Source organism: Ilumatobacter sp. (genome assembly GCF_049588435.1).
GTDB lineage: Bacteria > Actinomycetota > Acidimicrobiia > Acidimicrobiales > Ilumatobacteraceae > Ilumatobacter_A.
The window spans coordinates 1-12413 of sequence record NZ_JBAVYV010000215.1 but is presented as its reverse complement, the minus strand read 5'-3'; the positions used below and the strand labels follow the sequence as shown (position 1 = coordinate 12413).

General features: G+C 65.9%; 12 protein-coding genes. 7 read left to right on the top strand and 5 right to left on the bottom strand.

Features of this window, described 5'->3' with window-relative positions:
• Nucleotides 1-67: 67 nt before the first annotated feature.
• Nucleotides 68-985, top strand: a complete 918-nt coding sequence (locus tag WBV89_RS08150; protein ID WP_423980833.1) for an SGNH/GDSL hydrolase family protein — start codon at nt 68-70, stop codon at nt 983-985.
• A 539-nt stretch (nt 986-1524) separates the two neighbouring features.
• Nucleotides 1525-2682 (top strand): diaminopropionate ammonia-lyase, encoded by a 1158-nt coding sequence (locus WBV89_RS08145; protein ID WP_423980832.1) that lies wholly within the window; start codon nt 1525-1527, stop codon nt 2680-2682.
• Nucleotides 2683-2718: 36 nt separating this feature from the next.
• On the opposite strand, the gene WBV89_RS08140 is transcribed toward WBV89_RS08145, so the two are convergent.
• The 4 genes from WBV89_RS08140 to WBV89_RS08125 all read right to left on the bottom strand — a co-directional run bounded on the left by WBV89_RS08140 (nt 2719) and on the right by WBV89_RS08125 (nt 5428).
• The gene (locus WBV89_RS08140; RefSeq protein WP_423980831.1) at nt 2719-3612 is read right to left on the bottom strand and encodes a sucrase ferredoxin; all 894 of its coding nucleotides are present in this window, start codon (nt 3610-3612) and stop codon (nt 2719-2721) included.
• Complete coding sequence (locus WBV89_RS08135) at nt 3602-4723, bottom strand: cupin domain-containing protein (protein ID WP_423980830.1); 1122 nt, start codon at nt 4721-4723, stop codon at nt 3602-3604. The genes WBV89_RS08140 and WBV89_RS08135 overlap by 11 nt, the downstream gene beginning before the upstream one ends.
• 98 nt (nt 4724-4821) lie before the next feature.
• A complete protein-coding gene (locus WBV89_RS08130) occupies nt 4822-5016 on the bottom strand; it encodes a hypothetical protein (RefSeq protein ID WP_423980829.1) in 195 nt (64 codons plus the stop codon).
• Nucleotides 5017-5071: 55 nt separating this feature from the next.
• Nucleotides 5072-5428, bottom strand: coding sequence for a hypothetical protein (locus tag WBV89_RS08125; protein ID WP_423980828.1), 357 nt, complete (start codon nt 5426-5428; stop codon nt 5072-5074).
• Nucleotides 5429-5935: 507 nt separating this feature from the next.
• Between WBV89_RS08125 and WBV89_RS08120 the strand changes: the two genes are divergently transcribed.
• The 5 genes from WBV89_RS08120 to WBV89_RS08100 all read left to right on the top strand — a co-directional run bounded on the left by WBV89_RS08120 (nt 5936) and on the right by WBV89_RS08100 (nt 11259).
• A complete protein-coding gene (locus tag WBV89_RS08120) occupies nt 5936-7288 on the top strand; it encodes an MBL fold metallo-hydrolase (protein WP_423980827.1) in 1353 nt (450 codons plus the stop codon).
• A gap of 58 nt (nt 7289-7346) precedes the next feature.
• Complete coding sequence (locus WBV89_RS08115; RefSeq protein ID WP_423980826.1) at nt 7347-7964, top strand: class I SAM-dependent DNA methyltransferase; 618 nt, start codon at nt 7347-7349, stop codon at nt 7962-7964.
• A gap of 135 nt (nt 7965-8099) precedes the next feature.
• Entirely contained in the window at nt 8100-8477 is a 378-nt protein-coding gene (locus WBV89_RS08110) for a PAS domain-containing protein (RefSeq protein WP_423980825.1), read from the top strand.
• Complete coding sequence (locus tag WBV89_RS08105; RefSeq protein ID WP_423980824.1) at nt 8474-10129, top strand: SpoIIE family protein phosphatase; 1656 nt, start codon at nt 8474-8476, stop codon at nt 10127-10129. Before WBV89_RS08110 ends, WBV89_RS08105 begins: the two co-directional genes overlap by 4 nt.
• Nucleotides 10130-10383: 254 nt before the next feature.
• Nucleotides 10384-11259 (top strand): SDR family oxidoreductase, encoded by an 876-nt coding sequence (locus WBV89_RS08100; protein WP_423980823.1) that lies wholly within the window; start codon nt 10384-10386, stop codon nt 11257-11259.
• A 73-nt stretch (nt 11260-11332) separates the two neighbouring features.
• Here the strand turns inward: WBV89_RS08100 and WBV89_RS08095 are convergent.
• Nucleotides 11333-12413: S8 family peptidase (locus tag WBV89_RS08095; protein ID WP_423980822.1), on the bottom strand; the 1081-nt coding region annotated here is incomplete at its 5' end.

The following is a 12413-nucleotide window of genomic DNA, read 5'->3' as shown; positions in this document are numbered from 1 at the left end:
TCCGACGATCCAGCCACAGGCCGTACGCCTCCCGACCCAACCGCCGACTCGAGAATGGGACCAGATCATGGGCCAACGAACGATCCGCCTCGGCGCTGCCGTTGCAACCGCAACGTTGATCGTCTGCGGATGCGGCACCGAAGCCGGAAAGACGTCAACTCCGACCGAGGCGGACACCGCTACGGCCCCATCGGACGGTGCAGCCCCGACCGAGCCGACCGTCGACGCCACCTCGACAAACGCCAGCAATGGCGATGCCGACCCCGACGCAGGTGTGCATCTCGTGGTGATCGGGGACTCGATCCCGTACAACAGCCCCGAGGACTGTCCGGGCTGCGATGGCTTCGTCGATCGATATGCCGACGCACTCGCGACGGCCACCGGGCGAACCGTCGATGCAGACAACCGGTCGCAGCACGACGGACTGACGCTGCCAATGTTGATCGGTGAACTGAACACCTTCGAGGATGACCTCCGCGACGCCGACGCGATCATCGTCGGGATCGCCCACAACTCGATCGCACTCAACGAGGACCATCCGTGCGGGAGCAACTGGGTCGACGCCAACAACACGTTCGACGACTGGACCAAACTGACCGACGACTGCGCCACTGCGTCCGCGGAGAGCTATCGGACGCAGTACGAGGAACTGTTCTCGACGATCGCGAACTGGCGGGCGGGCGAACCAACGGTGCTCCTCACGATCAACCGCTACAGCGACTGGCTCGGCTGGAGCGACGCCAACTTGACCCCCGACCAGGAAGCGACGACCGTCAGCTTTCTCGACGCCTGGAACACGATGCTGTGCGACGCGGCCAGCTCGAACGGATTCACCTGTGTCGACGTGTACCACGCCTTCAATGGCCCCGACGGATCCGCACCGTCGAGCGATCTACTCGCAGAGGACTACACGCACCCATCGGACAAGGGCAACGAACTCATCGCTCAGCTACTCGCCGAGACGGGCTTCGCACCCCTCGTCTGACCGACAACCGCTGGACGATCGGCTGTCGCCGGCTGTCCCGATGAAACCTCAAGCGCCGAAGGTGCCTTCGGATGTTCCGGGCTACCGTCCGGTCCGCGCAGCGACCTCGTGAGCATCCTCGTCGGCGGCACGGATGCCGGCACGCTGATCGAGCGCGTGGATGCAACCGACGATGCACCGGACGGTGACGGGATTGCGGTCACCGAGATGCCACCGACGAGCTGATCAGGTTCCTCGTCCTGTTGCTGGTGGCGGGGAACGAGACCAGGAACGCGATGTCCGGAGGGATGCAGCTGCTCACCTCGCCGGTCGACAGTTTCACCCGGTGATCCAGCGTTCTCGTCGCGAAACCGTGCGACCGGCGACGAAATGCGCGACAAGAATCTCGGGAGCGGCAGCGATCATGGCCAGCAGGGTCGTGATCGAAACCTAGGCAGGGAGACCGATACGACCTGTTCGTCGAGTGGTCGAGACACCCCACGTACAGTGATCCGCATGACCATGGACGCGCTCGGGAGAGCACAGTGACAACCGCAACCGTGACGCGCAACCCGATGCGCGAGGCGCGATCCTGGCCACCCGCCCCGACCGCTGTCGCCGACTTCCACCGCCGCATGCCGGCCTACGACCCGAGCCTGCTGTTCGACGCACCGGACCTCGCCGCCGATCTCGGAATCGGCCGGCTGCTGATCAAGACCGAGACGCGACGGATGGGACTGCCGTCGTTCAAGATCCTGGGTGCGTCGTGGGCGACATATCAGGCCATCTGCGCACACATGGGCCGTGAACCCGGCCCGTGGGAGAACATCAACGATCTCGCAGCCGAATTCGCACACCTCAAGCCGTTCGAGCTCGCGACCGCGACCGACGGAAACCACGGGCGCGCCGTCGCGTTCATGGCCCGGCTGCTCGGGTTCCAGGCAGAGATCTTCGTGCCGACGGGAATGGCACAGGCCCGAATCGAGGCGATGGAGAGCGAAGGCGCAACGGTCACGGTCGTGGACGGTGACTACGACGATGCGGTCGCCCGTTCCAGCCAGGAAGCGAACGAGCGGTGTCTGGTCGTCTCCGACACCTCGTGGCCCGGATACGAAGCCACACCGGCGCACGTCATCGACGGGTACTCCACGATCTTCGCCGAGGTCGACCACGCAATCGATGCGACCGGGCTGAGCCACCCGGATGTGGTAGTCGTGCCGATGGGTGTGGGTGCGTTCATGGCCGCTGCCGTCACGCACTACCGCGATGATCACCGCGGACCGACCGTCATCGCCGGGGTCGAACCACTCGATGCGAACTGTGTGCAGACATCGGCACTTGCAGGCGCCCCGACTCAGGTACCCGGCCCGCACGAATCGATCATGGTCGGTCTCAATTGCGGGATGCCCTCGCCGATCGCGTGGCCCCGACTTGCCGCTGGTGTCGACTGGTTCGTGTCCGTCGACGACGACGCAGCGCGTCAGGCCATGCGTGATCTGGCGGATGCGGCGGTCGTCGCGGGAGAAACCGGTGCGGCATCGCTTGCCGGGCTGCGAGCGCTCCTTTCGGACACATCGGCGATCGACGATCTCCCCGACAAGGGCAACGCGACAGCGCTCATCATCGTCACCGAAGGCGCCACCGACCCCTGCGCGTATCGACGCATCGTCGGCCGCGGGATGGACAGCGTCGGACGCGTCGTCACCGCGATGAGATGACGTTCACACGACCGCCCCACACGCGCTCGCGTCGCATCACTCGATCGAGCGCAGCGAAAACGTGGGCACTTGCTGGTTCGCCGGTCCGCTGCAGGTGAGCGGTTCGTCAACGAGGGTCATGCGACGCCGGATGCGCACCGCGACCGAGCGGTCCCCGAGGTCCACCGGGAACGAGCCATCGGAGTTGCGTCGGCCGACCGCGACGCCGTCGATGTCGTCGATGCCGAACTCCACGCGCACGAAGTGTTCGACCGCTTGCTCGGCGATCGACAACGACGTCCGCCCGCGGAACCGCTCGAGATCAAGGTGGCCCTCGTCCAATGCATCGAGAAGTGCCGGAGCAGTGACGGGATCGACCCGTCCGAAGTAGAGACTCCGGGGCAGCGCCACGATGTTGGCGGCAAAACGGTCACCACCGACGTGCGAAGACTCCCAGACGTGCTCGGCCCACCGCGACTCCCGCAGGGCCCGCACCAATGGTCGTCCCAGGTTCGCACAGCACTGGTCGTGGCGACCGTTGGTGCACACCAGAAAGATCGGCGACGCGTGTCGGGTCCAGTCGGTTCCGGGATCGGTATCGGCTCCGATCCCCTCCGTCGCGTCGACGACGTCGGCGAGCGAACCGACCTCGCGGTGCCAGAGCACGGGGGGATCCCCTCCGGGAAGCGGCGCCGGACACGTGAAGAGGTGCACCCCGTCCATCTCGCGGCGGGCATGCGTGCGGATGCACACGACTCTGAGACCGCGCCGTTTGAGTTGTTCCTTCCAATGCTGTGGGACGTGCTCACCGAGCTTGCTCTCGTGCACGGCATCGTCGCCCCACGACCCGCGCACCTCGACCAGCAGCCAGCCCCTCACCCGCGATGCCGTGGCGAACAACGGCTCGCCTCGATCGGCGGCGACGACGGCGCACTGGAAGTCAGTCGGCATGGACGATCACGCCCTCGTTCAACAGTCGTCGGAGGACGACGTCACGCGATGCCTCGTCGAGACCCTCGAGCTCGTCCGGACGGAAGGTGGCGTCGGATTCGAGCATCCCCGCCAGGAAGTCGTAGGCCTCGATCGGCAGGTCCAGCAGTCGGTCACCGAGGCCGAGCACAACTCGGTCGCCAACCGACGTCAGCCACAGCAACGGCCCCGGCGCGAAGCCCAGTGCGGCGGATCCGAGTTCGAGACGACACCGGGGTCGGAGCCTCGTCGCGGGCTGTCGGCGCCAGATCTCGCGTGCGAGCCAGTGTCGGAGGACGTCGGGAGACAACTGTTCACGAAGGGCGTCGAGTCCGAGCGAGGTGTCGACGTCGCCGGCGACGTCGGCGCTCGGATCGAGCAACCCGACCGGGAGGGGTGCGGACATCCGACCGGCCGCGACCTCGGCATCGACGGCTGTGCGGACGACCCGATGCCAGGTCACCGCGACCAAGCCGATCGTGAGATGGTCGGAGAGCTCGTCGAGCGACTCGGCCACGTGCGGATAGCCACGTGGCAGATACAGCACATCGCCGGCACGCAGCGTCAGGTCGAGCAGCGGATCGCCCAACTCGTCGAGGCTCGGTCCGGCGATCGTGTGACGGCCTTTGACGGGATTGCGCGTCCGCTCCAATGGCTCCCAGATGCGCCACCGCTTGGCGCCAGCAAGTTGGACGACGAACACGTCGTGATAGTCGAAGTGCACATCGAGCCCGCGCTCCCCCGGCGGCGAGAGGTACGCGTTGATCTGGATCGGCTGGTCGAGAGCGAGCGCCAGGTTGTTCGCCAACTCGGCGAGGGCCGGGTCGGTGTGATGCAGCCCCTGCAACACCACGGTGTCACCGCTGCGATACCGATCGACGACGCGATTCGGATCGACCACGTCGTCGAGGCTGCGGTTGCCGATCCCCGCCCGCCGGGTGACGCCGGAGCGGTGCACGGTGGAACCGGCACGGACCAGCCGGAACGCCGGTGCGCGGGTACCGCCCCGCAGCAGTGTGTGCCAGAGCGTCTCGCTGTCGGCAAACCGATCGACCGACCCCTGCACACGCGTGTGCAGGGGTCGTTGGTACACGACGTCGCGCCGAAAGATGTCGACGTCACCGACCAGGTCGGCGAGGCCGGGCGCGTCGGGATGCGGAACGCGCCGGACCAGCCACCTCGATCCAGTGTTCAGGAGTCGGCGCCGTCCGAGTCTCCGCCGTCGGTTCCGTCCGAGTCTCCGCCGTCGGTTCCATCGGAATGACCGCCGTCGGTCCCATCGGAATCACCGTCGGTCCCGTCAGAATCATCGGCGCCACCGCCCGCGGTCGGTGCGAGCCCGTCGTCGGCAGGTTGTTCATTGATGTCGTCATCGGAGATGCTCATGACCAAGACAGTACTGGTTGTCGCCAGGCCGGTTCCGTGCCACGCTCGGTGGCGCTCAGGCCTCGTGTTGGTCGTCCCGACGGATGCCCTTGCGGCTGCTCACGACCCGCGCCGCGCTCCACGCCGTCTCGGTGCCGGGCGGAGCGAGTGGGTGCAGGATCGTCACGTCGTACGCCCGCGGCAATGACGACTTGACCAGGATCCCGGAGTCCGGGTCGGCCAGGGTCACCGGCCTTGATCCGGTCCTTGCCGATGTACGCCAGCACAGCGAGGCCGCCCCACACACCCACAGGTCGGTGGCGCCATTCGGCGTGCCGTAGATCAGCGCGGCGGCGATCGCGAACGCCATCGCGAAACCGGCAGCGATCGAGTAGAGCACGTTCTCGGCTCCGCGGCGAGCATCTGGCGACACCCGGACCCGACCGCTCCGCTGCGGGGATCAGGATGTTGCGAATACTCGCCACCGCGTCCTCGAGCTCATCGACGAGCGCCACGATGTCGGCCTCCATCGCCTCCAGAGAACTCGACATCCGGACGCGGTAGGTCTCGCGCCCGATCGCTTCGCGGACGCGGCATGCGAACAGCTTCAACTCATCGATGGCGACATCCGGGTCGGTCTGTTCCAGGCACAGGACGACCCGGTCGACCTCGCCGGCGACGTCAACCAAGCGGAGTGGACGCTCGGAAATCTGCTCGGCCATCGAATGAACTTCCCGCCCCGACCGTAGTGGACGCAGAGAAGTCCACCGGCGTGGCTCAGCTTCTGTCGCCTGACCGGGTACCGGCGGATGGCACGTGGCCGACCGGAGGCGTCAGCCGCAGGCCGGAGTCGGGTTGTCAGGCAAACTTCGGCCCACGTCGAACTCGGTCGGGTCGCGGCAGTACCTACGATTCGTGCACACCAATCGAGGAGGCAGCCATGCAGGTCATCACCATCGAGACACCATCGCTCGGGGACCGGTCGTACATCGTCCACGATGGAACAGTCGGGCTCGTCATCGATCCCCAGCGCGACATCGAACGACTCATCGAGCGGGCCGAGGAGGTCGGCATCGCGATCAGCCACGTGGCCGAAACACACGTCCACAACGACTACGTCAGCGGCGGTCTCTCCCTCGCGAGGATCACCGGGGCGACGTATCTCCACGCAGCCGACGAACCATTGTGCTTCGACTACCACGCTGTCCGCGACGGCGACACCGTCGAGATCGGCAAGATGCGTGTTGAAGTGCGCCACACCCCCGGGCACACGCCGCACCACCTTTCGTACGTCGTGGTCGCCGAAGGCGAGCCACCCGCGGTGTTCACCGGCGGATCGATGCTGTACGGCACCGTCGGCAGAACCGACCTGATCAGCGCCGACGCCACCGACGAACTCACTCACGCCCAGTACCGCTCGGTTCATGCACTCGCAGACGCGCTCCCCGACGACACGCTCGTCTACCCGACACACGGGTTCGGAAGCTTCTGCGCATCGGCGTCGAGCGACATGGAATCCGACGGAACCCTCGCCACCGAACGACGCGCCAACCTCGCGCTCACGGCCACCGACGAGAGCACGTTCGTGAACGAACTCATCGCCGGCCTCGACGCGTTCCCGAAGTACTACGCACAGATGGGTCCGCTCAACACCGCCGGAGCCACGGCGGTCGACCTGTCACCACCGGCTGAGGTCGACCCGGTCGAACTCGCCCGTCGCATCCATCGCGGTGAATGGGTCGTCGACATGCGCAAGCGACGCGAGTTCGCCTCGTCACACATTGCGGGCACGATCGGCATCGAACTCGCCGATGGTTTCTCGACCTATCTCGGGTGGCTGCTCCCGTGGGGCATGCCCGTCACGCTCCTCGCCGACAGCCGCGACGAGATTGCCGAGGCTCAACGCCAGCTCGCGCGGATCGGCGTCGACCGGCCGACCGGCGCAGCCCACGGAGGTCTCGACGCGTGGGCGCACGATGCCGATCGCAGCAGTTATGCCGTCGCGACGTTCGGCGATCTTGCCGGCGAGGTCGACCCACGGATCATCGACACCCGCCGCAACAACGAGTACGCCGACGGGCACATCGACGGCTCGACGCACATCCCGTTGCACGAACTCCTCGGACGCCTGCTCGAAGTTCCCGACGAGCCGGTGCACGTGCACTGCCAGAGCGGCTACCGAGCCAGCATCGCTGCATCGCTCCTCGACCGCGCTGGGCACGACGTCGTCCTCATCGACGACGACTTCGACAACGCCGCCAACGCAGGTCTCACCATCACGCGCGCCGACTGATCCCGCGCCCGGAGCGGCGCGTCCCATCGGGCCGGTTCCACCCTCTACGTTTGGAGAGATGAGCGCCGAAGAAGCACTCGACCGCGTCTATGCCTCGGCACCGGACGCTGAGTCCCAACAGAAGCTCTACGACGGTTGGGCGGAGTCCTACGACCACGACCTCGAAGTGAGTGGCTACGCGACACCCGTGCGGGTCGCCGAGATGCTCGACGAGCACCTCGACGATCGCGGCGCGCCGATCCTCGACTTCGGATGTGGTTCCGGGATGTGCGGCCGAGCGCTCGCGGCCGCCGGGTTCACAACGATCGACGGAGCCGACCTGTCGAGCGGGATGCTGAAGCAAGCAGACCGATCAGGGATCTATCGACGGTCGTGGCAGCTGACTGCGGGGGAAATCGATGTCGCCCCGGGTGCCTATCGTGCGGTCGTCGCGTGCGGTGTGATCAGCGTCGGCGCTGCTCCGGCGGACACGTTGACACTCATCGCCTCGGTGGCCGGACCCGGCGACCTGTTGGTCTTCTCGTACAACGACCACACGCTCGACGACCCCGACTACATGGCGACACTGGCCATGCTGCTCGACGCCGACTTCGAGCAACTGGCCGCCGAGAGCGGGGTGCACATCGCGTCTCGCGGGTCGGAGTCGACCGTGTACGTGCTTCGCCGCAGCCGTTGACGACGCCCGATCCGACTGACCAGCCACCACCCGGAAACGCATCACGTACGCGCGAGATCAGGTGCAGCAGCACCCACAGCACATGCGGACACTGCTCCTCTCGTGCACGCCCTGCGAGGTAGTACCCTCCCGCGCATGGCGACATCGGACGCGAGCGTCGACTTCGCGTCGGCGGATCTCATCGACGTGCTCGAGGCAGACCGCGTCCGCTTCGACGACCTCTCGTTCGGACTCGTGGTCATGGACCGATCCGGGCTGGTCATCCACTACAACCGCGCCGAATCTGCGCTCTCGGGTCTTGACCGGGAACGCGTGGTCGGGCGGAACTTCTTCGAAGAAGTCGGTCCCTGCACCAACAACTTCCTCGTTGCGCAACGGTTTGCCGACAGCGAAGACCTCGATGAGACGATCGACTATGTGTTCACCTTCCGCATGGCGCCGACTCCGGTGCGCTTACGCATGCTGGCGAGGGCCGGTTCGGATCGCCAATATCTCGTGGTGTTGCGACGGTGACTGACGGAATCACCGGCTATCAGCAACTGCTCGAGTTCTTCTATCAGTGCCCGGTGGGCCTGATCTCGTTCGCGGACGACGGCACCGTCCATCAGATCAACCCCGCCGCGGTGCGGCTCATCACCAACGCAAGTCACGCCACCGAGTTCGAGAACGTCTTCGACTGCCTCGCCCGACCGTGGCCGGGCCTCCGAGGCCTCGTCGAGGGGCACCCAGAGTCCGGCACCGTCGTCGACTCATTCGACCTCATCGGCGAGCGTCCACAACCGATCGTTGTGGACTGCTCGGTCGTGCGAGTTGGCGAGAACCAGGTGATGCTCGTTCTCGCTGATGCGACGACCTTGAGAGACGCCGAGCATCAACGCGCCGAACTGCTCGACAGCGAACGCCGGGCGCGACAACAACTCGAGACCCTCGAGCGCAATGCAACCCACTTGGCCAGCGCGGTGACCGCCGAGGAGGTCGCCGCATCCGTGACATCTGAACTCACGACTGCGCTCGGGCTCGAATTGACATCGATCCGAGTGCGACGCGGTGATCAACTCGTGTTGCTTCCCGGTCCGGGTCTCGGATCCGGGCTCGCGAATGTCGTCGAGGACCTGCCGGCGTCGATTGCTCTCCCCGGGATCGAGGCGGCCGTGTCGAATCGGTCGTTCCACCTGGAGTCGTTCGACGCGGTTCGCGACCGATACCCGATCTTCGACGAGTACGACGCTCGCATCGGATCGATCGTCGCGATGCCATTGCGGGCAGCCGACAAGTCCGCCATCGGGTCGCTCGTGATCGGAGCAGGCGGGGAACGGTGGTTCGACGACGACGTGCTGTCATTGATCGGCGGTCTGGCGGTGCAAACCGGTCTGGCACTCGAGCGGACTCAGCTGTTCGAGGAAGCGGTACGCGCCGGTGAGCAAGAACACGACATCGCGATGCGCCTCCAGCGAGCGCTTCTTCCCGACAGCGTCGTCGACGCCCCCGGCGTCACGATCGCCGCACAGGTGAGTGCCGCCGCCAACCTCATGACGGTCGGCGGTGATTGGTACGACACGTTTGCCTGGCCGACCGGGGAGGTCGCCGTGATCGTCGGCGACGTCGTCGGCCACGACGTCGAGTCTGCGGCGAAGATGGGCCGGCTGCGAGCGGCGCTCGCGGCGCTCGCACCCGAGGTCGGACCGTCGCCCGCAGCCCTCCTCGACGCGCTCAACCGGATCGCTCACGGCGTCAACGGAGTCGACTTCGCGACGGCAATCTGCGTCGTGCTCGATTCCAGCACCGGCACGGTCCGCTACTCGATCGCAGGTCATCCGCCCGCAATCGTCGTCGACGCCGACGGGCGAACGCGACTGCTCGACGGCGCCGTCTCGCCGCCGGTCGGGGTCGTCCGACACGTCGATCGCACAGAGCACGACACGGCCATTGAACCCAACTCCTCGATCGTTCTGTTCTCCGATGGTCTCGTCGAGCACCGAGGCGAGGCGATCGACCTCGGAATCGACCGGTTGGGACGTCAGCTCGCGGCAGCATCTGATCTCGATGCGCATGAACTCGTCGCTCACATCATGGACCTCCGATCGGCTTCGGGCCCGCTCGAAGACGACGCGATCGCCCTGGTCCTGCGGTGGGATGGAGTCCGCGACACGAACGCCACTCCCTGACCGGCTCGTCGTCGACCGTTGACCCTTGCGCCGACGTTGTCCACTGTCCCGACGTTGGCCACCGATTCCGTTCGGTTCACGTTTCTCGGCCCCATCTGGTGTCACAGGTTGGTACGGAATGGGGTCGAGAATGTCGCTCAGGTCAGCAATGACTCGGCGAAGCCAGACCACTCGAGGCTCTCCGCAATTTCGCCCGGAGTCGCCGTGTTAGCTTCTTTCGGGCTGTTCAGCCGAGCCAACCGAAAGGGAACCTGATGACGCGATCGCTTGTCACTGGAGCATCAACCGGAATCGGGTTCGCCACCGCGCTGCGCCTGGCCACGGAGGGACACGAGGTGCATGCGTCGGTGCGTTCGCTCGAGAGCGGTCAGGCGTTGCTCGACGCTTCCACGGATCTGGATCTCGCACTCGTCGTCATGGATGTCGACGACGACGACTCGGTCTCCGTCGCGCTGGACAGATTGCAGGCGGAACACGGACCGATCGACGTGCTGATCAACAACGCCGGAATCGCAGCTGGGCACTCCATCGAGGAGACGTCGGTTTCAGAATTCCAGCGCGTGATGAACACCAACACCTGGGGAACCCTGCGTTGCATCCACGCGGTGCTGCCGTCGATGCGTGATCGCTCGGCCGGCCACATCGTCAACGTGACATCGCTGGCCGGCAGAGTCGCGATCGCCGGACACGGCGCCTACGCCACCTCGAAGTTCGCGGCCGAGGCATTGACCGAGGTCCTGGCCGCCGAGACGAAGCCCTTCGGCATCCGGGTCACGCTGATCGAGCCCGGCGTGATCATGACCCCGATCTTCGCGAAGGGCATGCAGGACCCGGAGAACCCCGACACGCCCTACATCGGTGGACGACGGTTGGGCGAGTTCTTCGCGAGCGCCTTGATGGGATCGCCGGGCACTCCCGACATGGTGGCCGAGGTGATCTGGCGAGCGATCACCGCCGACGCTCCGGAATTGCGCCACGTCGTCGGTGACGACGCGGTATGTCTCGTCGGGCGTCGACTCGATCTCACCGACGAGGAATGGATCGCTGGGCAGTCGGATCCCGACGATGATCGCCATCGCGCCTGGATCAGTGACATGACAGGCGTTCAGGTCAACGCGCTTCCCGGCTGACACCCACGACCGATCGCATCGCCCCGACCCCGGCAGCGTGAGACGGCTCGATTCGCGCTCGGAACCGAGCGAGTCACGAGTGACCTGAGGGCATCAGGCACGTCGAATCGCCCAGATCGAGGTTGACCACGGTGCCCAGCCCAGCGATTCGCAGGAGTCCGGGAGCGTCGATGACCCGCTCGACGGCGGTGTTGGCATCGCACTTCGTCAGTCGCATCTCGCGGAGCAACGCGGCTGTCACGACTGGAGCGGCGAAGCTCGTCCCAGTCCAGCGAACCCATGACTCGTACTTGTCGGGATCCGAGCTTCCGGGCAACTCTGGGAGTTCGGTCTTTCCGTTGAAGTTCCGGTAGAACGCGCTCACGAGGTCGGTGCCGGGTGCGCACGCATTCACCCAGGCGCCGAAGTTGGAATACGGAGCGGGGCCGTACGGATCGAGAGCGCCGACCCCCACGACATGTGGGAGACACGCCGGGAACGCCGGGCGGTCCGTTGCGTCGTTGCCGGCCGAAGCCACCACGACGGCCTTCTTGTCGCGAATGCAGCGGATCGCACGTTGCAGCGTCGACATCTTCTCGTCCGCATAGCCGCCGAACGACATGTTGACGATGGTGTGCGGCCCGAGCTCCTCGTTGTCGCAGAGTTCGACGACCTGTTTCATCACGGTGAGGACGTCCACATCACCGTACGAGGTGACGATGTTGAGCGGCAGGATCGCTGTACCCGGTGCGAGGGTCTGGACGATGCCGGCGATGAAGGTGCCGTGGCCGCTGACCGGGTCGACGAAGCCTTCCCCCGGCTCTGCATTCTTGTCGTTGTCGGGAACCTCCCAGCGGTTCGGATATGCGTCGCTGAGCGCCGTGAGCATCCTCGGGCAGAAGTCGACCTTCTCTCCGGTGCCGGGCTCGATGAACTCGCGAGCAGCGATGCCCGTGTCGAGGATGACGACGCTCCGCCCCGACTTCTGCTTCTTTCCGTAGCCCTTCCACGGCCGGGCGGGTGCGGACGCGGGACGAGCGGTGCTCGGGCGCACACCGTCACAGATGTAGCCATCTGCGTACGTCGGATTCGCGTACACCGGGTTGGCGTAGACCGGGCTTGTGTACACCGGGTTCGCATAGGCCGGATTCGCGAACATCGGATTCGCGAACATC

What these genes read in the sequence shown, in the direction of transcription:
- WBV89_RS08110 (WP_423980825.1), top strand. Translation starts at nt 8,100, where the DNA reads ATGGCGACATCGGACGCGAGCGTCGACTTCGCGTCGGCGGATCTCATC.
- WBV89_RS08115 (WP_423980826.1), top strand. Translation starts at nt 7,347, where the DNA reads ATGAGCGCCGAAGAAGCACTCGACCGCGTCTATGCCTCGGCACCGGAC.
- WBV89_RS08130 (WP_423980829.1), bottom strand. Translation starts at nt 5,016, where the DNA reads ATGAGCATCTCCGATGACGACATCAATGAACAACCTGCCGACGACGGG.
- WBV89_RS08100 (WP_423980823.1), top strand. Translation starts at nt 10,384, where the DNA reads ATGACGCGATCGCTTGTCACTGGAGCATCAACCGGAATCGGGTTCGCC.
- WBV89_RS08140 (WP_423980831.1), bottom strand. Translation starts at nt 3,612, where the DNA reads ATGCCGACTGACTTCCAGTGCGCCGTCGTCGCCGCCGATCGAGGCGAG.
- WBV89_RS08120 (WP_423980827.1), top strand. Translation starts at nt 5,936, where the DNA reads ATGCAGGTCATCACCATCGAGACACCATCGCTCGGGGACCGGTCGTAC.
- WBV89_RS08150 (WP_423980833.1), top strand. Translation starts at nt 68, where the DNA reads ATGGGCCAACGAACGATCCGCCTCGGCGCTGCCGTTGCAACCGCAACG.